At 41.1% G+C, this 25,373-nt stretch carries 14 protein-coding genes; 10 read left to right on the forward strand and 4 right to left on the reverse strand.

The genetic code is table 11. From position 1 onward, the window contains the following. Positions 1-449: 449 nt before the first annotated feature. From D7322_RS22145 to D7322_RS22155, 3 genes are all read right to left on the reverse strand, one after another. A complete protein-coding gene (locus D7322_RS22145) occupies positions 450-3,143 on the reverse strand; it encodes a porin family protein (RefSeq protein ID WP_121126392.1) in 2,694 nt (897 codons plus the stop codon). Then, on the reverse strand, positions 3,124-3,903 hold the full coding sequence (locus tag D7322_RS22150; protein ID WP_121126393.1) for a GLPGLI family protein: 780 nt from the start codon (positions 3,901-3,903) through the stop codon (positions 3,124-3,126). Before D7322_RS22150 ends, D7322_RS22145 begins: the two co-directional genes overlap by 20 nt. A gap of 80 nt (positions 3,904-3,983) precedes the next feature. After that, positions 3,984-4,322 carry a hypothetical protein gene (locus D7322_RS22155; protein WP_121126394.1) on the reverse strand — a complete coding sequence of 113 codons (339 nt, stop codon included), beginning with the start codon at positions 4,320-4,322 and terminating at the stop codon, positions 3,984-3,986. Between the two features lie 549 nt (positions 4,323-4,871). Here D7322_RS22155 and D7322_RS22160 point away from each other — a divergent pair. Next, positions 4,872-5,258: a nuclear transport factor 2 family protein gene (locus D7322_RS22160; RefSeq protein WP_121126395.1), complete on the forward strand. Its 387-nt coding sequence runs from the start codon at positions 4,872-4,874 to the stop codon at positions 5,256-5,258. Between the two features lie 251 nt (positions 5,259-5,509). Here the strand turns inward: D7322_RS22160 and D7322_RS22165 are convergent, their stop codons facing one another. Beyond that, complete coding sequence (locus D7322_RS22165; RefSeq protein ID WP_121126396.1) at positions 5,510-9,571, reverse strand: hybrid sensor histidine kinase/response regulator transcription factor; 4,062 nt, start codon at positions 9,569-9,571, stop codon at positions 5,510-5,512. 381 nt (positions 9,572-9,952) lie between these two features. On the opposite strand from D7322_RS22165, the gene D7322_RS22170 reads away from it, so the two are divergent. The 9 genes from D7322_RS22170 to D7322_RS22205 all read left to right on the forward strand — a co-directional run bounded on the left by D7322_RS22170 (position 9,953) and on the right by D7322_RS22205 (position 25,320). Next, on the forward strand, positions 9,953-11,068 hold the full coding sequence (locus D7322_RS22170; RefSeq protein ID WP_121126397.1) for a glycoside hydrolase family 88/105 protein: 1,116 nt from the start codon (positions 9,953-9,955) through the stop codon (positions 11,066-11,068). A gap of 13 nt (positions 11,069-11,081) precedes the next feature. Next, entirely contained in the window at positions 11,082-12,326 is a 1,245-nt protein-coding gene (locus D7322_RS22175) for a DUF2264 domain-containing protein (RefSeq protein ID WP_121126398.1), read from the forward strand. A gap of 44 nt (positions 12,327-12,370) precedes the next feature. Continuing rightward, positions 12,371-13,708 (forward strand): BNR repeat-containing protein, encoded by a 1,338-nt coding sequence (locus D7322_RS22180; protein ID WP_183078805.1) that lies wholly within the window; start codon positions 12,371-12,373, stop codon positions 13,706-13,708. Between the two features lie 14 nt (positions 13,709-13,722). Beyond that, positions 13,723-15,732: a DUF2264 domain-containing protein gene (locus D7322_RS22185; RefSeq protein WP_183078806.1), complete on the forward strand. Its 2,010-nt coding sequence runs from the start codon at positions 13,723-13,725 to the stop codon at positions 15,730-15,732. Between the two features lie 507 nt (positions 15,733-16,239). After that, positions 16,240-19,203 carry a SusC/RagA family TonB-linked outer membrane protein gene (locus D7322_RS22190; protein WP_220700153.1) on the forward strand — a complete coding sequence of 988 codons (2,964 nt, stop codon included), beginning with the start codon at positions 16,240-16,242 and terminating at the stop codon, positions 19,201-19,203. A gap of 37 nt (positions 19,204-19,240) precedes the next feature. Continuing rightward, positions 19,241-20,953: a RagB/SusD family nutrient uptake outer membrane protein gene (locus tag D7322_RS22195; RefSeq protein ID WP_121126402.1), complete on the forward strand. Its 1,713-nt coding sequence runs from the start codon at positions 19,241-19,243 to the stop codon at positions 20,951-20,953. A gap of 186 nt (positions 20,954-21,139) precedes the next feature. Next, complete coding sequence (locus D7322_RS28575) at positions 21,140-21,292, forward strand: hypothetical protein (RefSeq protein WP_183078807.1); 153 nt, start codon at positions 21,140-21,142, stop codon at positions 21,290-21,292. A gap of 688 nt (positions 21,293-21,980) precedes the next feature. After that, on the forward strand, positions 21,981-23,504 hold the full coding sequence (locus D7322_RS22200; protein WP_245971418.1) for a DUF4832 domain-containing protein: 1,524 nt from the start codon (positions 21,981-21,983) through the stop codon (positions 23,502-23,504). Between the two features lie 28 nt (positions 23,505-23,532). After that, positions 23,533-25,320 (forward strand): glycoside hydrolase family 2 protein, encoded by a 1,788-nt coding sequence (locus tag D7322_RS22205; RefSeq protein WP_121126403.1) that lies wholly within the window; start codon positions 23,533-23,535, stop codon positions 25,318-25,320. Positions 25,321-25,373 lie beyond the last annotated feature (53 nt).

Below are 25,373 nucleotides of genomic sequence, written 5' to 3' on the forward strand. Positions count from 1 at the left end.
TTTCAGCCAGAAGGTTCAAGCTTCCAATGCAAAGACCAACAGCGGTGAAGCGGTTGTTAAATACTTGAAAAAGAAAAGGGTAAACGCTTGGATTGCGGAGTAAATGCCAATATCATCAAAGAGTCAATTTACTATATGGTAGCCAAGGTGACAATGAAGTTTGAGAACTTTACAAAAACTGATCTCGTGATTTTGACGCGAGAAGGCGATAGCTGGAAAGTATCCAGTTCAGTCAACACTTATAAATAAGAGCCATCTCAAGCAAATACATATGCAGTAGAGCCACATTGAAAGATGTGGCTTTTATTTTTATTGTATCAACTTTCTTCGAGCAGTGAATATTGATTGAGTATAACACTCTTATCCGCATGGAAGTGTAACGTTATACTTTCCAGTTATTTATAGCTGAATTAGGCCGGCAATTTTCACGAAAGTCCTCTACTAAAAATTTAAAAATTATAGTCTATTCCAAAGCTTATGTACCGGGGCAAGAGCCGGTATTCGGTGGTGGAACGCGAAACGTCTGTGAGCATGGCGTTTCTGAAAGAGCGGGTGTTAAAGATGTTTTTGGCTGTTATGTCAAAGCGGGTCTTGTATCTTTTGAGTTCGTAAAATACTGAGAAGTCCGAAAAATAATAAGTTTGGTTTTTTTGTTGGGGCATGGCTCCAAAGCGATAAGATTCGTTCTTGAGGCTGAACTGTAGATTGTCGCCAAAGCGCAAAAAGAGATTTAAAAAAGCTTGACTATTTGTCAAGGTATTTGTCTCACCTTCCATACGGTAGCTGTTGGTTTGTAGGCTATACCCTGTATACATATTGAAGCAGGATTTCCACGAACTTCTGAACGAAAGCCCATAGTCGTATCTGTTTGTACGAATTTTCCTAAGTCCCAAGCCGACGACGACATTTTCATAGTCGACCGTGTTGAAGCCCACATCCAACTTTAAATTTCCGTTTAGGGATTTTACAAAATAATTCAGCTCGGCCTTACCATAGGTCAGAGTTTTGTCTTTGAGTAAGCGCTGTTGCACGAGGTTAAAATTGGGGTTGAGGTCGCTTTCCGTTCCAATATAGTCAAACAGGATCTGATGCCCGATCCAGAGGTTGGTAAAAAAACGGTCGCTCATATTACCGTAGGTGTATTGAAGCGTTCCGCCCGAACTGCTCAAGGTTGCCATGTTATCCATTCCTTTAATGAAATTGCGCACACCCGTGGTGTAATAGTTAGGTATCAGGTCGGTAAGTTTGGAGTTCTGCTGTTGAAAAAACAAATCAGTTTCCAGCCGCCCTTTGCGGTGTATGGCCCATTTTCCCGATAGGCCGGGAGAGAGTTGCAAGCTGTTTTTGTGTTTTTGTTTCTCAAAATTAATCAGCCAGCTGTTTGCTATACCTAATTGCAGACGGGGAGTTATTTCCCAGCTGCGGTGCTTAACCGTGTATTTAGAAATGATGTTAGTCTGAAACAAGCGGAGGGTCATTTCATTAGCAAATTTTGGTGGATACACTACCGTTTTGTTCTCCGCTTTGGGGCCAGACAGTAGCCGCAACAGGGTGTTGAGCTCTTGCTGTTGATAGGTTGAGCTCAATCCTAGCTCGAAAAAATTGCCGTTTTGTTGCCGGCTTACATAATGCGTGGTAGCTCCCAGATAGCGCAGGTTGTTGTCTATATGCTGTTGCACCTCGCTCACCGAGTTAGATCCGAAGAGGTCTTGGTAGTAATATTGATTGATACTGTAATCAACCGGCGACTGCTGGTTGATAAAGCGGACGGAGCTGACCAGCGCTTTGCGCTCGGACAGCTTATAGCTGTATGATAGGTTGTGGTTGGTGAGGTAGCCTTTGTTTTTGGTAGTTTCTAAGCTGGCTATGTTATTAAAAATCAGGGTACCCAGCTCATTGCTGTTCAGAGACCCCAGTGTACCGGTATACTTCAGTGAGGTATGGGGGCTGGGCTCGTATTGCAGTTCCACTTTGGTAAAATAATTGTCGATTTTGCGCGCAAATTCATAGTTTTCGTTTGTGGTAAATTGAATGTCTTCCAAGTTATACTCCTGTACGGTATTGCGGTAAAACGATTTTTTTGTTGGATTGGCAAAGCCCAGCCATTTGATTTTGAATGCAGCTATCGGATTTAAAATGGTATTTAATGAGATAAGCTTGTCGTTGTTGAAATTCGTGCGCCGATAATCGAAGTTGGGCAGGTTGGGTGTATTGTCAATTAGGATAGGCGTGCTTACATCCACGCCAATTTGTCCAGGTTCATTAGTCGAACCGGACTGTATAAGGTGGTTGATGCTGCTTACGGCATCGTAGCCATTATTATTGCCACTGGCCAAAAGGTAGTATTTGTTGCGCTTGCCGAAATTCATGAGGTTAGCGCTGGCTTGATAATACTTTGGGCCAGTTGGTGAGCCCTGCAATCCCACTGAACCCAGCCACTGGTTTTTGCTATCCGCTTTCAGTTGCAGATTAAGGGCGACCTTGTCCGAGTTTTCGATGCCTTTTAATTGTTTGTTACTGGAATAGCGCTGCAGTATCTGGATTTTTTCCAGCGACTGCACACTCATATTTTGCGTAAGCAGGCGGTAGCCCTTTTCAAAAAAATCGTCACCTTCGACCATGACCTTTTCCACCTCTTTTTTGCCTATTTTGATGCTGCCATCGCTACCTACGTTGATCCCTGGAATTTTGCGCAGCAAATCTTCTACGTTGCGTTCATCGCCCTGCAAAAAAGAGCTTACCGCCAGTTCAAGGGTATCTCGGCCATTTCGGTAGGGTTGTTTGGCATGTACAATCACTTCTTGTAAGCGCTGTACACCACCGGGGCGCATTTGCACGTCAATAAGGGTGTCAGCTTGTGTTTGAGCAATAGCCAGGCTAAGCGGTTCCGAGCCAAGTGATTTGAACTGCAAAATGAATTTTCCGCGTTGTGTGGTTTGCAAGCGGTAATTTCCCTGGCCATCACTAAAGGTGTAGGTCAGCATTCGGGAATCGTCGGCAAAGCGCAAATCAATACGTACACCGCCTAAAGGCTCGCCTTTGGCGCTGACCTTCCCATGTATGGCTACCTGTGCCTGCCCAAATATAGGCAATAGACATAGGAAAAGCCATCCTATTCTATGCTTAATTTTTTTCCCACTCATATACTTGTTCTACACTGCCACGAACTTTTTTACGCTCTACGGTTACACCTTCCATCATGGGCATTTTGCTCATCATCATGCGCATCCGCTCCTCGGTTTCTAAATCTTCTTTTTTTATGTAGTTCTCTAAGCTGAGTTTGGGCAACGTATTTATGTATTTTTCGTTAACGGGCACATCACCTGTGTAGGGGTATTCAATTTCTTTAAGCAACCAATAGTGCGGGTTGGCGCCTTCATTATATAGCATGACGATAAGCCCGGGCAAGCCACCAAATTTGTAGGGCCCGGCAGGTATCGGAATATCGTTGGTATAGTAGGCGACTAAGGTGGTACCACGGTAGATGGCGGTGGCCTTGTGGCATATATGTTTGCCTAGGGTATCTACGTCAGTGAAGTTGGTGTTCCACGCTAAGGGCGGAAGCTCGTCGTTAACGAGGTAGTTGCTCCCTTTTAGCGAGCGGGTTTCGAGCAGTTGCGTCGCATCGTTTTTTTGGATGACAATGTTTCGGTAGATTTTGCCCATATCTAGGGTGACCGACATACTGCCGCTCAGTTCCTCATCATCACCATTGCTAGTAGCCTTGGGCTTGGGCTGTGGTAGCGAATCGCGAACGGACGTTTTTGTCCCATCCTGAAAATAAACCTCTTCCCGAAAAGTTGCCATGGGCGATGGCAGGTATTCGTACAATGCCTTTAGTTTTTGGCCATAAGAAACTGCTGTGGCCAATAAGAATACAAAGAATAAAGAATATTTGTACATGGTCGTTGGATTGGAGAAAGCGAGGCCTTAGCCCCGCTTAAATTTTTACATTGTAATTCAATTGAAATATAGTTCTCAGACTATATCCCTAGTTCGCCACTTGCAAGCATATGTCTATAAATCGTTCTGCAGTTGGCGAAGAATCCTGAACAGGAATTTTCTACGTAAGTTTGCGAAGTGAAGGTGTCAATCACTTGGCCGCTGCTATTGTAAACATTTAGGGTATAAACACATTTTGTCAACATGCTTTTGCTTTCCTTTGACGCTTCGGTAACTTTAACCTTAGCGTTTTTTTTAGCTAGCTTGTAATTGGTTGTTTTTACATTTGCATTTTCTTTAGAAGCTTTTGAACCTGTTCCGGCAAATGCCGCAGTTGATAACGCAGCTACTGCGACCAAACTCATTACTAATTTTTTCATTTTTTACTTTTTTTTGTTAAACCATACATGCTTTTTTTTGGCATGTTTTAATTCTCTGGCAGTAAAAGTAGGGCAAGGAAATGAAATGATTTTGACCGTTTGGTATTCGTGGGGGTTGATCTATTATTCGCACTTATTTATTCGATTTTTTAGTTCTATATACTTGGCGATACCTTTTGCTTCATTGAGAGAAAGCCTTACAGCAAGCACAATATAGGGGAACGATATTTATAAAATCCGGCTGGGCTATAAGGTCTAAAAAACAATGGTAGAAGTGTAAATTCACCTTCCCATTCCCGCCATTTACCGAGTTTTCCTGCTCGTTGGTCTAATGCCCATAGGCTAGGGACTGATTGTGTTGTAGTTTTGAGTCAACAAATAAGAACAGATAAAAAACTAACACAATAAAATAAAGACATTATGAACCATCATGAGTGTATTCAAAAAGCACTCATGCTTTATCATCAAATAAAAAACAAATCATTTCGATAAAAAACTCTCGTAAAAACATTCGTAACAGCAACCTTAATCGCCGTATCTACCTTCGCTATGGCAGCTGACAAAAAAACATCAAAATCTGAAAAAGCAGACGTTAACTTTTCAACCGCAGACTTTGCTCTGGAGCATTATGTTGCGGTTACGACAGAAGGCGAGTCAGCAGGAGTAGAGCAGTTGTTTGCCGAAGATTTCAAGCAAAAGATTCAAACTTCCTATTCACAATCTCATGACCGTGAAGCAGTGGTTAAATCTTTGAAAAAACAAAAAGGAGAGAAGTTGAACTGTGCGGTAAGCACAGACATCTTAGAAGAGTCAGTAGACTATATGGTTGCCAAAGTGACTCTAAAATTTGAAAACTTTACCAAGACTGATCTTATGACATTGGTACGTGACGGGGATAGCTGGCAAATATCCAGTTCAGTCAACTCATATAAATAGGGATCGTTTAAATAAATATATAAATGTTGTAAAGCCACATCGAATTATGTGGCTGTTAGGTTCTCAATAATTCTAAAAATTAAGTTTTTTGTATCATTTTGGCTGGTGTTGAAGAATATGTTGATTAAATCGAATATTAAGAAATATAAATCTGACTAAAAAGGGCATAATGCACAGGTTAATAGTTCCTTTTTCGAAAGTACCCTGATCGGAAATGTAAAACTACCGTGGCAGCCCTTTAGTATAAGTTATCAGATTACGAAGGAGTTTGAAGTCGATCTCTTTTGAAACTCACTCGGAGTTATTCCAAATGCTGCTTTAAAACAAGTAGCAAAATAACGGGGATCCGAGAAACCTGTTTCGAACGCTACCTCACTAACAGAAATAGACTTATCTTTTTCCATAATTTGACAAGCATGTTTTAACCTGATGTTTTTTATGAATTCGCTTGGAGATAAATTCAGGAGTACTTTTGTCTTCCGATAGAGTGTGGATTTGGACAATCCCAAGATATTACCAAGTTTAATGACGTCGAATTGGTCATCGGACAGATATTCTTCGATAACTTGAATCATTTTTTGAACAAATTTTTCATCCAGCGGTGTGTGGTTAAGTGTTGAAATGTTAATCTTCGTATTGTTATGGAAAACCAGTTGTCTGCAGCGTTTGTTGATAATAAAGCTTTGGATCTTTGCTTCCAATACTTTAACCTCGAAAGGTTTACTGATATAACCATCCGCACCAGCTTGGTAGCATTCGATACGATCTTCGATGCTGTTCTTGGCAGTTAACAGCAAAACTGGAATATGGTTAAATTCCGCATTGGATTTAATGGTTCTGCAAAAATTCAGCCCGTCGAGTTCAGGCATCATGATATCACTCACTATGATGTCTATTTCAGTGTTTTCGAGCACTTCCAAGCCAAGGACACCGTTATAAGCTATGTGTACCTGGTAATTTTGGCCTAAGATGCTGGCCATAGTTGAACTGAGTTCTTCATTATCTTCCACCAGCAACAGGTTCAGCCTTGGCTCTGAGACGGTGTTCGATAATTTTTTTTCAGTTTCATGTGATTCGACAATGGTATTTTTTATTTCTTCGGCGAATGGTTGTTCCATAACTTCAATTCCCTTTTTTAAATAGAATGATTTATCGACAGGAATTGTAATCTCAAACATACTCCCGATATGGAGTTGACTCTCCACACGGATTTCACCATAATGCGCCTCTATCAGCTGCTTTGTAACGGATAGCCCTATGCCGTTACTTTCAAGATGCTTTGTTGATTTATTGGTATAGAATACCGTAAAAATTTTCTCTATATCTTCGTGAGATATTCCAATACCATTGTCACGAATATAGATTAGGAGCCAACTGTATTCTTTTCGTTCCTCCACATGATACGTAAGTGTAATTTTGCCTTCTTGGTCTGTATATTTAAAAGCATTGGATAAGAGATTAAAAAGAATTTTGTCGACTTTATCGACGTCATAGAAGAGAATTTCTGGACAGTCCCCGTGTTGAATTTCAAAAACAATGTTTTTCTTTTTGGCTATTGGGCCAAAATGCATATCCCCCAATTGATTAACAAAAGTTGGGAAATTTGATGCACTGATTTGGAGTTTCATGCTATTGTTTTCCATTCTTCTGAAATCGAGGATTTGTTGCAGTAATCGTTTTAACCGACTTAGATTAAGCCGTATTTTATCATATTGTTCCAAATTGTTATTTGTAGACATCTGAACATCATCAACCAAACAGGAGATAATAGTCAGAGGAGTCAGCAAATCGTGTGAAATATTGGTAAAATAGCTGAGTTTGGATTGTGCGAGTTCCTTAGCCTTCTCTTTTTCAATTTGAGCGATTTTTAAATCTCCTCTCAACTTGAGGCGATTGAAGGAGTAATTAATAAAAAACAATACGATGCCACCGAGGATGCAGGCGTAGATAAAATAGGCTAGATTACTTTCATAGAATGAAGGTTTCTTTATAATCTCAATTTGAGTAAAAGTGGGATTCCATTTGTTATATAAGTCAGTTGATTTGACTAAAAATCTATATCTTCCCTTACTCAAATTGTTATATGTTGCAAAGATGCGATCTCGAGGAGCGTAGATCCAATCTTTGTCGACCCCCTCCAGTTTATAAGCATAACGTATCTTATCTTCCTGCGTAAAAGGCAGTGATGAAAAGGATATTTCAATGTTTTGATCTTGGGGATTCAGTGTTAGTTCAGTCTGGTCATCGCTGAACAATTCCTGGTTTGATTGCAGGATAATGGACTTATTGTTAATTTTTATGTCGGAAATAAGGACCTTTTCTTTGAAAATGGGTAAGATACTTTGATCATTGAGTTGAACGATACCATTGTAACCGCCAAAATAAATGGTATTGGAATTTGTATCCACAGCAAAAGCTCGTTTTGAGAACATATTGACTTGGAGGCTATCAGCTGCAGAAAATTCACTGATATTCTTGCTTGCGTTGTTGATCTTGTATAAATTACGTGTCGTAGATAACCAAGTATTGTGGTTGAGACAGATAACATCAAGAAGCTGGTTTTTCTCAAATAATGTGTTATTGGCGACTTCCGATACTTTTCGGGTGGCAAGTTGATAATTCAATAATCTGTTATCTTTGGTACCGATCCATAAATTGCCGTCTAGATCAACATCCATCGTCTCAATTTGGTCACTATTTAATCCGGGAGTCTCTTTACCAAGATGAGTCAGTATGGATCGTAGATTACGGTTATCGATACAATAGATTCCATTTTCTTTGGTTGCGATCCAAATATGGTTTTGTTGACCTTGTGCAATAGCTACTGGTTGATCCTTTATCTCTGGGATGATCCTGATATTTTCTGATTCCGACTTTTTTAATAGCAGTCCCTGTGTCGTTGCGATCCAAAGTCGTTTTTGTCGATCTGAGACGAAAAAAGAGGGAATTCCCCGGTGTTCGATCTGTTGCACTAAATCGATCTTCCGTAAGAATTTAATATTATTGTTGGTTTTCTGAAAAACATTTATTGACGATTCATATGCTGAACCTACCCATAGTTCTTTTCCAAAATCTGTAGCACAGGTCACTGCGCGTATTGAAATCAAATCTCTGAAATTAGAATTACTATACGTATTTAATTGATTTGTTTTTGGGGACAAGCTACCAAATCCAAAGCGTTCGAGATTAAACCATAAAATACCTGTATGATCTCGATAGAGCATATTTAGGTTCGGGGCAATACTATATAATGCTTTGATCTGTTTGAAACTATAGTTTTTAACAATTGGTTTGTTAAAGCTAAACATTGACACTCCTTTGCCTCCGACAGCAAGCCATAATGTCCCATATTTATCTTGGTAAATATCGTTGAAGATATTCGTCGTATTGTCGAAGTAACTAGAAAGATCGATTTCTTGCAATTGGCCATTTTGATATTGAAGTGTTGATATCCCTGAGAAAGAGAGAATCCAGATATAATGACGGCTTCGATCTTGAATGATGTTGTAAAATAGATCTTCCTTACCGCCATGACGGCGTTTATTTTTGATTTTAATTTCTTTGTATGGATTATTCGGATCCTGTGGATTGAATAAATAAATGCCGTCTCCCCAAGTACATATCCAGAGTTGTCCATGATCGTCTTCCATGAGTTTGAAAGGATTGTTGCGTGGGCCAAGTCTAGGATAAGGCTGTAATTTATTGTTGCCAAGACTTAGCTTAAATAAGCCAGTTTCCCAGACACCTAGCCAGATCTGAGCTTGGCTATCCTGAAAGATCGTATTAATAGTTTTGCCCCTCATCCTATTATTCAGGAAGTGCGCGCTTTGCGCATCTGTCAAAGGCATTAATGCACTGTCATAGATAAAAATGCCATCATCTGTACCGATCCAGAGCCGTTTCGAACGGTCAACCATCAAAGTATTGACACGAACAGTTGCCACACGTGGATCATTTAGCGGGAAGACCTTATAATTGCGCTTATCTAATACATAAACACCTTTCTCTCCTCCCAAAATTAGTTTATTTTCTAATTCTACAAGCGTTCGAATAGCTTGTTGGCTTGTTACTTTCCCCGCTGAATCCCTTAGTTTAAAATTCAGGATATTATATGCATCATAGCGACTTAAGCCCTGTGTGGACGCAAACCAGATGTATCCCTCTCGATCCTGTATCGTCTGATTGATCGTTAGTGAGGGAAGCTCATAATTTTTTGGCACGGGGTCAAGTCTCATCTGTTGACTATATACAGCAGTTATTAGGGATAGATATAGATGCAAAAATGCGATTACTTGCCGGATAGATGCGCTCATCTTAATTAGCTTTTATTCGACCTGTCCAATCCAGTTTTGGTAAAATTCTTACCCAACCATAGTTGCAGCGCTCGATCTCCTAGATTTAACGTTAGCGTATGGTAGCATTTCGCTTCAATACATCCGTATTATATTGCGAATAAAGACAGACCACGTTAAGATTTTTTAGGTTTATATTGATTAAAGATACAAATATTTTTCAAATAAGTGTATATTGTACGCTTATTTAGAGTGAAGCCATTAAACATGATCATTTAGCCTTTTAGGCCTAAAATGATCCCATTTTGGGTTATGATTAGTCTTTATTCAAACATCTTCCAAAACGATTTGAAGTAGTTTTGTTTATCCCGGTTGGGAATCAAATTTTATAAATCTCAAGACATGCGTATCAATTTTATTTTGTGCCTATTACTTATTGGACATTTTTCTTTTGGACAGAAACTGAAAAAAGAAATTGTTCTTTCTCAGCTCAAAAGAGCAAACGGCTATTGGCAATCTCATCACAATCCGGAAGTTTGGGCATTTTGGGACCAGGCGGCTTATCATACTGGAAATATGGAATTCTATAAGATTTCAAATTCACAAAGTGATTTGAAATATTCTGAAGATTGGGCAAGATTCAATGATTGGAAAGGTGCTAAATCAACCAACAAGCAGCATTGGAAATATGGCTATGGTGAAACGGATGATTATGTGCTTTTTGGAGATTGGCAGATTTGTTTCCAGACCTATATTGATCTTTATAATTTGTCGCCAAGTCCGGAAAAGATAGCTCGGGCTAAAGAAGTTATGGACTATCAGATTCATTCAGCCAACACTGATTATTGGTGGTGGGCTGATGGTTTGTATATGGTCATGCCTGTCATGACCAAAATGTACAAATTGACCCAAGATCCACTTTATCTTGATAAAATGTATACCTATTTGCGCTATGCAGATAGTATCATGTTCGATCAGGAGGATCATTTATACTATCGCGATTCAAAATATGTCTATCCAAAACACAAAAGCCTCCATGGCAAGAAGGATTTTTGGGCGCGAGGTGATGGTTGGGTGTTTGCAGCCTTGGCAAAGGTTCTTCAAGATTTGCCCAAGCAGGATAAACATTACAATTATTACCATGAAAGATTCAAAGACATGGCGGTTGCGATCGTCAGCTGCCAGCAGGAAGAAGGGTTTTGGACACGAAGCATGTTGGATCCGGAACATGCGCCCGGAAGGGAAACTAGTGGGACTGCCTTCTTTACCTACGGTCTACTTTGGGGAATAAATCAAGGAATACTACTTGATCCGAAGTTTTCGAAAGCGGCACTTAAGGGATGGAACTACCTCAGTGAAATTTCCTTACAAGCTGACGGTAGAATCGGCTTCGTACAGCCTATCGGTGAGAAGGCTATCCCCGGACAGTTGGTTGATGCCAATTCTACAGCTCCATTCGGGGTAGGAGCATTCTTATTGGCCGGTACAGAAATGTATCGTTATCTGGATAGAAAATAAGTTAATCATATAAATGAAAAATAGAATTTTATTATTCTTTCTATTGCTGCTGTCAGTAATAGGGGCTGTCCAAGCACAAATCAAAAAAAAGAAATCTACAGGCAATGATGAGACAAATAGAACTTTCTGGCTTCAGGAAATGGATCGTATGCTGCGTCCTGTATTGCGGAGTTTAGCACATGACAGTCTTCGAATAAACATGCCTAAGATGGTATCGGCACAGGTGGACAACAAACAACATCGTATTAAAGTGCAATATGTTGAGGTATTGGGAAGAGTATTGTCAGGTATTGCTCCTTGGCTTTCATTGGATGGAGGGTCGGAAGCGGAAAGAAAGCTACGCGAGCAATATAGAACTTGGACTGTTCTGGCGCTTAAAAACGCGTTGGATAGTAATGCACGTGATTTTATGCGCTTTGATCTCGGCGGGCAGCAGCTTGTGGACGCCTCCTTTATTGCTTTAGGTTTTATGCGTAGTCCGTGGCTATGGGAGCATATCGATCATCAAACCAGAACGAATTTGATATCATCGATAAAGGTAACGCGTCAATTTCGTCCAGCTTATTCGAATTGGTTGCTTTTTTCGGCGATGAATGAAGCTTTTTTGGCGAAATATGCAGATGATTGGGATGTGATGCGGGTCGACTATGCCTTGCAGCAACTGGAGCAATGGTATGTTGGCGATGGCATGTATATGGATGGTCCACATTATGCCTTTGATTACTATAATAGTTATGTTATTCATCCTTTTTTGGCGGGGATCATGGATATGATCCAATTGAAAACCAAAAATTACGATAACATGTTTGTGAAAATCAGACTCCGTAACGAACGATATGCTATTATTCAGGAGCGATTAATCAATGCGGATGGTAGTTTTCCGCCAACAGGAAGATCCGTAGTTTATCGTGCTGCGGCTTTTCATCACTTAGCTGATATGGCGTTCAAGAAGCGACTTCCTAAAGAACTGACCAACGGGCAGGTTCGCGGAGCGCTGTCTGCTGTGTTGAAAAAGACGACAGAAAATCCAAGTACCTACCAAAATGGCTGGTTGACATTAGGGGTGTATGGTGACCAGCCCGGCCTGGCAGATTCGTATAACAATCAAGGTAGCCCTTATCTCTGTGCAGTAATTTTCTTGCCTTTGGGCTTGCCGGATGAAGATCCTTTCTGGACAAGTGAAGTGACAGACTGGAGTGCCAAGCGTATTTGGTCAGGGCAGGATTGGACCAAGGACTCGAGTAAAACTATCAACTAATAGTGGCTCTAAAAACCAATAGTGCATCTCAATTAAAATAATGAATGAAAAGATATCGGAGAAAAATTTTAAAAATAGGAATGTTGTGCGTTGCATTCTTATTGTTTCTGTGTCCGGTGCAGGGACAAAAAATTAAGGAAACAATAGCCGGAAGCGGATGGGCAAAGAATACGGTCAACACAGCCGTATTTCGCAAAAATTCTTTAATCAGTAACCGTAAATATCAATATATAGCCTATTACGACAACGAGGAATATCTCGTGTTAGGTCGACGTCTGCTATCAGGAAAGGTTTGGCAGCTGCGTCGAACAGGTTATACCGGCAATGCTAAAGATGCGCATAACGTGATTAGCATTATGGTAGATCAGGCTGGATATCTTCACGTATGCTGGGATCAGCATAATGGTCGATTGAGATATGCCCGTTCCATCCATCCGAATAGCCTCGTGCTTGGTTACGAGCAGATTATGGTAGGTCAAAATGAAACACTGGTTACTTATCCCGAATTCTTAAAACTGCCCAATGGTCGACTATTATTTCTATATAGGGATGGTGGATCCGGCAATGGCAATCTCGTGGTGAATAGCTATGATATAAAACAGCAGCAGTGGAAACGTGTCCACAGTAACTTGATTGATGGGGAGGGAAAGAGAAATGCGTATTGGCAAAGTTATGTCGATACTCGGGGTACGATACATCTCTCTTGGGTCTGGCGTGAAAGCCCGAATGTGGCGAGCAATCATGATATGGCTTATGCCTGTTCAAAAGATGGCGGATTAACATGGGAGCGAAGCAATGGGATAAGGTATGATCTACCGATGAAAGCGTCCACAGTAGAGTATGCTGCCCGGATTCCGCAGCAACACGAATTGATTAATCAAACATCAATTGCTGCTGACGAGAAGGGGAATCCTTTTATTGCAAGCTATTGGCGTGCTCCTGAATCACAGATTCCGCAGTATAAAGTTATTTATTTACAGGATGGCGAATGGAAGGTGCGATCTTTTGATTTTAGAAAAACCCCATTTAGCTTAAGTGGTGGTGGTACAAAGGAGATTCCTATTGCAAGACCGCAGCTATTGGTTCGGGGTAAGGATAAAAAGATTGCATTAACATTGATCTTTCGTGATCAGGAGAGGGGCAGCCGGCCTTCGATTTTGACGTTACAGGATATGCAGCAAGCATCCCCGGAGATTACTGATCTTTGTCAAGAATCTGTAGAAGCATGGGAACCAACTTACGATACCGAGTTGTGGCGAAAGAAACGTAAAATTGCGCTATTCGTACAAGCTACGGTACAGAAAGATGGTGAGGGATTAGCAGAAACGGGGCCAACAGCAGTAAAAGTGTTGGAATGGCGCGACAAAGGGAGAAGAAAATGATAAAATTAAGCAACATGAAAATAAAACAGGACATACTTCGAATCCTGGGGGTTACCTGCGTTTATGTTGCTTTCGCAACAACCGCTCTAAGCCAGAATAGTTCAGTTTTCGAACTAAAAAATCCAGATTTTAACAAAAGTCCTTACACTGGACTGACGCGCCGACATTGGATGGATGCCGCATCCTATTTGTTGGAAGGAGCATTTTCTGTTGTTCAGGACTTAAATAGCCCCATGTTATTTCCCAAGCAACCCGGGCGTAGCTATCCTAGAGATGGCTTGCATAACGAAACGGAACGATTGGAGGGGCTGTGCCGTACGCTTTTCATCGCAGTACCACTTTTAAAGAAAAATGCTGACTATGAGATTAGAGGTATTCGCGTAGCAGATTATTATAGGCATCAATTGGAACTGCTATCGGATGAGACTTCTGAAAGCTATATTGCACCCCTCCCGGAAAAAGGAGGACCGAGTCAAAAGCTGGTCGAATTTGGAGGTTTGGCGGTTGCGCTAATGGCAGCTCCAGAAGTGTTGTGGGATCCTTTGCCGGAAAATATAAAAAACGCACTTGCACAGACCATGTTGAGTTATGGCAATGGACCAACGATACAGATGAATTGGCGCTTTTTCAATATCATGATCCTGAGCTTTTTTAAAAGTAGAGGTTATCTTGTTCGGGAAGAATACCTCAAGGATTTATTGGAAAAATGTCTTAAAGACTATCATGGTGATGGCTGGTACAATGATAGTCCTTACTATGATTACTATAGTATGTGGGCCTTTCAGCTTTATGGAACGCTATGGGCAAATAACTATGGTTCGACAATGTATCCCGAACTTGCCGTTCAATTCAAATCAAACCTCCGTGATGTGGTGAAAAGTTACCCCTATTTGTTTAGCCGTAATGGCGAAATGATTATGTGGGGACGTAGTATTTCTTATCGTATGGGGGCTGCAGTGCCATTTCCATTATTAGGGCTATTGGATGATCCGTCCATTAATTATGGTTGGATGCGAAGAATTGCATCAGGTACCTTGTTACAGTTTTTAGAAAACCCGGATTTTCTTTCAGATGGTATTCCGAACCTGGGCTTTTATGGCGCTTTTGACCCTGCTGTACAGGAATATAGCTGTCGGGGAAGTGTATATTGGTTTGGAAAATTCTTTTTAGGTCTATTGGTTCCGGAAAACAGTAAATTTTGGACTGCTTCAGAAAATCAGGGTGCTTGGGATCATCAAATTCCAATTGCTAAGGTACTAAACACTTATGTAGAAGGTGCTGAAATGTTAATCACTGATTATGATAGGATAGGTGCTTCCGAAATTCGATCTTGGAATACAAGTAAGATCGTAGGCTATTATCAAGGAACAGAAAATTACAATAAACTCTCCTATAACAGTGCATTTCCTTGGCAGGCAGACGGAAAGAACGGAGAAATTTCAATGAATTATGCATTTCAAACCCCGTCAGAGAAGTGGGAATCACTTCGTATTTATCAATTTAAAGGATACGAGCAAGGGGTCTATCGTCGTATGGCGACCTTAGCTTCGGATACGACTATACATATAGCCTTATCGGAGCGGGCAATAACGAATGGAATTCTGAGGTGTGATCAATTACTTTCCGATAAGCCTTTGGCCTTTCGGTTGGGGCATTATGCCCTTCCAAAATGGAAGGATCGTCCTATTCATTCACAAAAAATCGAGTATAAAGGGCAGGAGGCGATGATTTTAGATAATGGGGAATACCAATTGGCTATGGTAGGGCTCATGGGCTGGGAGGGAATAGAAAATATCAGTTGTCATGGGCTTCATCCGGTAAGGGACGAGAGTTCCGTATTGAATTGTTTTGTACGAGGGGCAAAAACGCGAGCAAAATGGTACGTCACATTGCAACTGTGGAAGAAATCGGGGGAAAAATGGACAAATGAAGAACTTTTCCCGCAGTTGAAGGCAACGGTTAAGAAAGTTGAGATTCGTTGGCGTAATGGGGAGAAACAAACGTTTCATACCGTGATGCCATAAACATTGCATTGATTTCGGTGAGGGGCTGTCCACTTTTGGGCAGCCCCTTTATTATTTCAGATTAAAGGTATTCTGATGGCGTGCCTTTTCAATTGGTCGCGGCTCCTAGGTTTGGCTGCTTCGGCTATAATAAGGCATTAAGTTCGGTACATAACTGTTCGATAACGGATTTTTTGGCATTTTGAAGCGAATTTCAACTCAATTGAACTAAAATCGAACACCCCAATCTCGCTTCAAAGCTACTTTTGTCTTAAATCCAATCCATTGTTGGGCGAAATTATTCACTTGTTTCTTTAGAAAATTTGCGCGCTATTTTCGTGAGGAATCGAGAACACCAATTATAAACAAGAGTCTATGAATTCAAATTGAGAAGAGTATCCATCGGACATTCTGGCATTGCTAGGTTGATTCCAGAAGCACTTAGAAAATTACAAACTAACCAAATCAATTATTAAATAAATCATGTTAAATCATTACTATAACAGATGTTCAAAAAAAGGTCTTTTGTTGAATAGTCTTTTTTTGATTGCCATGTCCAGTTATGGGCAGAGTGCAAATGTCAAGGGGGTTATTAAAGATAGCTCTGGGAAGGGAATTGCAGGTGTTACCATTAGGGTGAAAGGGGAGGCGGAAACAGTTCAAACCAATACTCAGGGAAATTTTTCCATTCAGGTATCTCCTGGCAGCACTTTAATTATCACATCCGTTGGCTTTCAGGAGAAGCAAATTACAGTAGGGCAACAAGCCAATTTAGACATTGCACTTGTGCCAGCTGAAAATGTCTTGGAAGAGCTTGTTGTGGTGGGCTATGGTAGTCAGAAGCGATCGGATATAACCGGTTCGGTTGCTTCAGTTCCCAAGGACCGACTTTCGAAGATCCCTGTGAATAATGTGATGCAAGCAATTCAGGGTGCCGTGTCCAATGTGACGGTTTCTCAAGCATCATCGATTCCGGGCGATGCACCGTCGGTGCAGGTAAGAGGGAGAAACTCAATCAGCGCGACCACGGAGCCCTTTGTTGTTGTGGATGGAATTCCACTGACAAAAACAGATGGTTCTATCAATGATATCAATCCCAATGATATTGAATCAGTCGAAATACTTAAAGATCCTTCCGCAGTGGCTATCTATGGTGTAAATGGCTCGAACGGTGTTATATTGATTACAACAAAGAGAGGAACAACAGGTAAACCGTCAATTCGTTACAGTGGCTATGGCGGTATAGAGAATGTAGCGCATATTCTTGAACCGGTATCTGGCGAAGAACTGTTAAAACGTTATGCGGAATATGCACGGATTACCAACACAAGTTTATACAATGGCGGTCCCGTGCGTAATCAATACGAATACGACAATTATAAAAATGGTGTAACGACAGATTGGCTGGATGCGGTGATGCAGACGGGCGTTATACAAAATCACAACGTAAGTCTGTCCGGTGGAAGTGAAAATGCCAAGTATTTTGTGTCGGGCGATTATTTAAATGAAAAAGGCGTCTTGCTGGGGTACAATTACAATCGTTACTCCTTCCGGACGAATACCGATTTCAAGGCTACCAAATACCTATCTGTGGGTACGTCTTCATTTATTGTTGCACACAATAGAGATGGCGGCCGGGCTAATCTGTTGCAAGCCGCGGCAATGAGTCCCTATGCTAGAATGTATAACGAAGATGGTTCTTTGACCCAATATCCGATGTACTCAGAACAATTATGGTCCAATCCTTTACTGCCGACGACCTTAGATCCACAACGCCGACAATTTAATATCTCACTGAATGGCTATGCCGAGCTAAATTTTGGTGAATTATATAAGCCATTAGCTGGACTGAAATATAAATTGAATGCGGGTTATTCTTTTGTACCGGTCAGGAACAATGAATATGAAGGCGAATCGGTCTATAATTTTGCTGGTCTCGGACGTATGACCAATAATGAAACACAGACCTATACATTAGAGAATATATTGACTTATGCCAAAGACTTTGGTAAGCACCATATTGACTTCACGGGGTTATATGCGGCGAAAAGCAAATATTGGCAACAGGCGATTGCGACGGGCGAAGTATTTCCCAATGATGCACTTGGTTGGGGTAATTTAGGGGCGGCATCCACCCAAAAGGTTTCTTCGACGGCAGATTTATACCGTACCATCTCACAAATGGGCCGCTTAAATTATGCTTATGATAGCCGCTATATGTTGACCCTGACCGTTCGTCGGGATGGTGCATCTGTTTTCGGTAGAAACAATAAATATGGTGCTTTTCCATCGGCAGCTGCAGCTTGGAATATCCATAATGAATCCTTTATGCAGAATACCAAGCATATTTTCAGCAGTTTAAAATGGCGGGTTTCTTATGGTCTTTCTGGAAATGAAGCTATTCCTGTTTATCGCACTCAATTTTTAATGGACTCAAACCCCATGGCAATGAATGGCCTGTCGAATACTGCCTTAACTATTAGAACCTTGATGGGCAATTATGATTTGCAATGGGAAAAAACAAAGGGTCTCAATACCGGTGTTGACTTTGGACTATTGAATAATCGGATTTCCGGTAGTATAGATATGTACAAATCCAGTACCTATGATCTGCTCCTGACCCAGGGATTACCTAAGCTAACAGGTTTTGCGACAGTGTATTCGAATATTGGTAAAATTGAGAATAAGGGTATCGACTTGACCTTAAATACCAAAAATATTGTTAAGGACAATTTTAACTGGTCCAGTACGCTGGTCTTCTCCCGTAATAAAAATAAGATCACTGAAGTATATGGCAACGGTAAAGACGACCTGGGCAATAGGTGGTTTATAGGCCAACCTCTAGGGGTCATCTATGATTATACCAAGGTAGGTATCTGGCAGGAAGATGAGATTGCGTCTGGAGCGAACAAGGGTTGGGATGATGCTGCGCAAGCGGGCGATCTTAAATTGGCAGATCTAAATGCTGATGGTAAAATTGATGATGGCGATCGATCTGTTCTCGGACAGACTGCGCCAAAATGGACCGCAGGTCTGACCAATACATTTAGCTACAAAGCATTTACACTCAATGTTTTTATTAATACAGTCCAAGGTGCATTGCGTAATAATCCACAAATCGGCGGTGCTTCGGACGAGATGGGGCGTCGCAGCACACCTGCAGCACTGGGATATTGGACACCAGAAAATAAAAGTAACGAATGGCGCTCTTTGGGTAACCACTCCAATATCCATGGCTACGGCTTCCCATCAAATGCAAGTTTCACTCGTTTGAAAGATATAACCTTAAGTTACACCATGCCACAACAGCTTGTTGAAAAAATAGGAGTCCAAGGCTTAACTATTTATGCAAGTGGTCGCAATTTGTATACATGGACCAATTGGTTGGGCTGGGATCCTGAAGCAAGGGATATTACACGCGGATCCACAAATGACGCAATAAACTACCCAATGGTGAGGACGTATGTTTTGGGGATTAACCTTAGCTTTTAACGCTCACCCATCATTTTTCAAAATCAATTACATACACATGAAAAAGACGATAAACAATTATACCACCTTATTCTCCATGTTGGCTTTGTTATCCGTAGGAGCAAGCTCTTGTGGTAAAGGTTATTTGGACGAAAAACCTTATTCAAGTTACGATGCAACAAATGTTGATCCGACAACAGTTGAAAACAGGCTGTTGGGCTTACATTACAATTTCGCTCAGCTTTGGGGTTACAGTGGCCGGCAAGGGTTTCTTTCCTGTTGGCAGATTGGGACGGATATTACGAGTGCTGGATCGACCGAGGGTGTCGAAAATCCTTTTTACCAATATGCCGATTTGAATTCAGAAAATGGAGGCGTAAGTTTTTTATGGGAAAAATGTTATGCATTTATTAATAATGCCAATCTTGTTATTGACGGCGTGGGGGATAGCAACGCAAAAGCGTCTGCCGAAGCACGATTTTTTCGCGCATATGCCTATAATATGCTGGTTACATTGTGGGGAGATGTACCTCTGTTGACCAGTTCAATTAAGGTGCCTACATTTAATTATACACGAAACGCTGTTGCTGAAATCGACAAGGTTATCGCTGATGATTTGAATTATGCCGTTAAAGAGCTCCCCGATCTTGCTACAGCGAGCACACCTAGCCGAATCAATAAGGATATGGCGAGACAGCTCGCTGCAGAGGCTTTTTTACGTATTGGTATGCGTGACGCAAGCTATTTCGCACAAGCTGAAACGATGGCAACCGCTATTATCAATGGAGGTAACTATAAGTTGATTGAGGCACGTTATGGAAAATACCTGGCCGAAGGTGGTGATTACTTTAGGGATATGTTTCGTCAGGGAAACATGCGCCGTAGACAGGGGAATACCGAAGCCATCTGGACTTTTGAGTTGGAGTATAACCGAGAGGTCAATGGCGGTACGATTGACAACCCACAACAACGTCGGGTATGGCAGCCTGCTTACCACAAATGGGATGGTATGGTCAATGCCGATTCGCTGGGCGGAAGAGGAAATGGCCGTTTAAGGTTAAGTAATTTTATGAAGTATACGGTATGGAAAGGGCTAAAAGGCGATATCCGCAATAGCAATTTTAATATACGGAGGACAACCAACTATAATCGTCCAAATTTCAGTACAGAAATTGGTATCGACGCGGATGGATATCGCGTAGCAAAAGGTACAGGATCTAAAAATATCATTATCAAAACAGGGGATAAGGTAGTCCCTTTCCGTACCGATAGTTTGGAAGTCTGGTATCCATTTCCAACAAAATGGGGCGGTTATGATCCACTGGATGATTTTGGTTATGCCCTGGTAAAAGATTGGCCTGTTATGAGATTCGGAGAAACTTATTTGTTGCGTGCAGAAGCTCGATTGCGGCAGGGCAATACAGTTGGTGCTGCCGAGGATATCAATAAACTACGGGATCGTTCATTTAAAGTGGCGCGTGCAGAGTCGGGCAATAATCAATTAGGAAAAGTGGCGGCAAGTGAGTTAACGATTGATTTTATCCTAGATGAACGCGCCCGCGAGCTGATAGCAGAAGAAAACCGTCGAATGACTTTAGTCAGAATGAATAAGCTTAAAGAACGGATTTTACGCAATGGGGACACGGGTCCTGCAAATAAGATAACGGCTGGTTTTCAGGATTATAATGTTTTACTGCCTATTCCATTAAGTGAGATTCAACTGAATAATAAAGACGGCGACAATCTAAAGCAAAATCTGGGGTATAAATAATCTTCATCAGGATATTGTTTGGTCAATATGATCCGATTTTTTACAAATAGGCTTAAGGATAAGCTTATTTGTAAAAAATCGCTCTTCCAGATCCGTTTGGGCGAAGGACTTTGGCCGCGTTTTGGACCTTGGGTATGTCTGGAGAGTGGTCTTCCAATGTTGAAATGGATATTGGCGAACTAAACTGTGGTATGCACCGATATTCTCGAAGAGCCTGCCGATTATATGGTAGCCAAAGCGATCCTGAAGTTTGAAGACTTTACCAAGACTAAGCTAGTGACTTTGGTTCGCGAAGGTAACGACTTGAAAGTAACTAGTTTGGTCAATTCGTATAAATAAGCGCATCTCAAAATAAATATATAAATGTTGTTGCGCCACGTCTTAGGATGTGGCTTTTTTACGTCAAAAGGGGCTGATTCTCATCAGACCCTTTCTCTTAGCGTTTTTTTGTACAGTAACTTTTATGTTTCTTATCGTTTCCTCTTTTTTGTTTCGGCATCCAATGTTTTTAAAGACAATTGGATTTTCACTGTACGGCGCCAATTTTTATGTTGATCCTTTCTCTCGAAAGGTAGCTTGTAGCCGTTTTGTATAATAAGAACAATAGCCGATTTGAAATAGTTTTATTGGACTGATTTTTTTTGAAAAAGCTCCAGCGCTAAGGTCTATTGTGCTATAGTTTGAAATTAAACAGAAAGCAAATATTATCCTGTGCAAAGATCAAAGCGCTCAGAAAAGCTTTATCACAAATGAAGAAAGACATCGACATCCAATTTTTTGTACAAAAACGAACCATTTCTGAACAAATCAATACCATAGCGGTAGCCTGCCATGGCTAATTTTGTACCATATCCCAATAAATCAGTTTTGTTGAAACAACACCAATATAGGATAAACTATAGAAGGGGCTGACACAATGGGATTACAATAACCAATAACCAGTAGACTTGAAAATATGTTCAAATACGAAACAATAAACAAACGGATAATCTCAAATTGGATAATAAAAATTTATTTAACGCTTTTATTGTGCACTTCTGCATCGCTTGGCTTTTCTCAAAAAAATAAAGGGAAAAGCAATGCGAAGAACTCCGGGTATACCTTATTAAAGCCGAAATACGATGGTCATTCAGTCTTGCGTAACCCATTAAATGGTTGGGTAATGTATGCTCCCCGTAATGCCGATGAAACGTATTGGGATATCGAATATTTTGTGCCGGCATTGGGTAAAAAGGTAAAGGTCATCGATTATGCTTCGGCATGTTATGTACGCACGAGCTGGTCTTCGCTGAATCCCAGTGAAGGTGTTTATGCTTGGGATGATCCAAATTCCAGAATAGGAAAGCTCCTAAAAGGCGCGCAAAAGAGAGGGCTGCCCATAGCGCTCCGTATTGTGGTAGATGGCCGCGACCAGGGACAAAATACACCCAAATTTGTGTTTGACCTTGGAGCCAAATATTATTTGGAAAATGAAAATCATCCCGATAGACAAACACCTTATCCGCAGGATCCGGTTTTTAGAAAATACTATGCCAAATTTATCACAGCTTTGGCCAAGGAATTTAATGATCCTGAAAAGACCTCCTTTATTGATGCCTATGGCTTGGGAAAATGGGGCGAAGCACATTATGTTGTCTATGAAGATCCTAAAATGGCAACGCCCGAAAATACCGAAAAAATAAAGGAGGAAACCCTGGACTGGGTGACCAGTTTATATGCTAACACATTTACAAAAGTTCCTTTGGTTATCAACTACCATCGTCTAGTCGGTCATCCCGAAAGTTGGGGAGCAGTCAACCCGAACAGTGAACGCTTATTGGATAAAGCTATTGATAAGGGGTATAGCCTTCGCCACGATGCTTTTGGCATGACTGGCTATTACCAGAATTGGGAAAAGGATTTTGCCAGGAAATGGAATTTTAAGCGTCCTATCATTATGGAAGGAGGCTGGATTATCGCTCCAGGTAAGCACCGCTATTGGACAGACCCCAGTGGGAAATATAGAGAAGGTCATGATGAAGATGTGAGGAAAGGTGAGTTCGACTTGTCGGCCGAAGCCCATGTCAATATGATGGACTTTAGAGCGGGAGGAGAAACTGAATCCTGGTTTAAGTCTTTTGATTTGGTTCAACGGTTTATTACAGAAGGGGGGTACCGTGTATATCCAGACCAAATCAACCTCCCTCAAGATATCAAGACGGGAAAAGTAGCGCAAATCACCCATCGTTGGCAGAATATGGGCTGGGGCTATTTACCTAATAATATTCCACAATGGAACTACAAATATAAAGTTGCTTTTGCACTGTTAGATGCCAAAGGGAATGTTAAAAAGATTTTTGTAGATCGTCAGAGTGAACCGTCTGCTTGGTTGAAAGGTACTGCTGCGAGTTATGAATTAAATGCAAAAGTAGATCTACCTGCAGGAATTTATAGCTGGGCAGTCGCCATTGTTGATACGACAAAGGAAAATAAGCCGGCAATTCAACTTGCCCTTGATGGAGATTTGACGGCTCAGGGGTGGACAAAGCTTTCGGCATTACAGGTAAAATAGAAAATTTTATTAACAACTAACACCTATTATGATAAAGCTGATCAATCTATCTTTGATATTGTCCCTTTTTTTTAGCCTGATAACCTCCAACCTTGTTGCACAGCAAAATATGGCCAATGTGTATGGTAGGCGAGCTCAATCATTAAATGGAAAGTGGGACGCTATTGTAGACTTGTACGACCAGGGAAGAAAAAACCAAATCTACCTGAATAAAAAAGCCGAAAGCAAGACTGATTTTTATGAATACGCTTTCGAGAATGGTCTCCGTTTAAATGTGCCTTCAGATTGGAACAGTCAAATGCCTGAACTTAAATATTACGAAGGTACCATCTGGTATGGGCGTAAGTTCGATGTAGTGAAAGAAAATAACAAAAGGTTGTTCTTGTATTTTGCTGCGGTAAGTTACCGTTGTCGCATATATCTCAATGGACAAGAGATTGCACAACATGAAGGTGGTTTTACCCCCTTTCAGATTGAAATAACAGATGCAGCTAAAGAAAACGATAATTTTTTGGCAGTTGAGGTAAATAATAGCCGGCAGGTTGATGCCATTCCGGCAATGGCCTTTGATTGGTGGAACTATGGCGGTATCACCCGAGATGTCTTTTTGGTCAGCACGCCAAAAGTTTTTATCGATGATTATTTTGTTCAATTGGACAAAACCAAAGCCGATAAAATCAATGCGAAGGTCAAACTTTCGGAAACGATGGCCAATTCCTCGGTAACTATCGAAATACCGGAACTACAACTAAAACAAACGCTTAAAACAGATGCACAGGGAGAAGTAAAAACTTCTTTCCTATCAAGAGAAATCAAACGTTGGTCGCCTACTGCACCTAAACTGTATAACGTGAAGATTTCAACGCACGATGATCAAATAGAGGAGGAAATAGGTTTTCGAAATATTTGGGTTAAAGGGGAAGATATCTTTCTGAATGGCGAAGCTATTTTTCTCAAGTCCATTTCATTTCATGAGGAAATACCTCAGCGCAAAGGTCGTGCTTTTTCACAGGCAGATGCAGTGATGCTGCTTTCAGAAGCGAAAGCTTTGGGCTGTAATATGATTCGCTTGGCGCATTATCCACAAAATGAATATATCGTGAGAATGGCCGAAAAAATGGGTTTCTTGTTGTGGGAAGAAATTCCCATTTGGCAGGGCATCGATTTTGAAAATGAATCGACCAAAGATAAAGCCGGTAAAATGATGCGGGAAATGGTTGCTCGAGACAAAAATCGTTGCGCACTCGCTTTTTGGGGGGTAGCCAATGAAACCCAACCGTCCGAGCCTAGAAATGCTTTTATCAGGCATTTGATTGCTACATGCAGAGCCGTTGACACGACCAGACTTATAACCGCTGCTTTTGATCTTGTTCGTTTCAATAAGGAGAAGGAAACCTTTGTTATGGATGATCCTTTTACGAAAGAATTGGACGTCGTAGCTGTCAACAAATATTTAGGCTGGTACCATTCCTGGCCAGTTTCTCCTGATATAGCATTATGGGATGTGGCAAGAGGCCAGCCTTTAATTATTTCTGAATTTGGAGGCGAGGCGCTGTATGGCAAAACGGGCGAAAAGGATGTCGTCAGTTCATGGAGTGAAGATTACCAAGAGACTTTGTACAAAAACAACCTCGAAATGTTTAAGCATATTCCAAACCTGCGCGGAACTTCACCCTGGGTGCTATTTGATTTCCGTTCGCCTTTCCGTTTTCATCCGACCAACCAAGATGGCTGGAACCGCAAAGGATTAATCTCAGACCAAGGCTACCGAAAGAAAGCCTGGTTTCTGATGAAGCATTATTATGATAATAAATAAGATTTCAATTCTGAAAACGAGCTTAAAGAGGAGCATCACATAGACACTATTTT

The organism is Sphingobacterium puteale (assembly GCF_003627955.1).
Taxonomy (GTDB): domain Bacteria; phylum Bacteroidota; class Bacteroidia; order Sphingobacteriales; family Sphingobacteriaceae; genus Sphingobacterium; species Sphingobacterium puteale.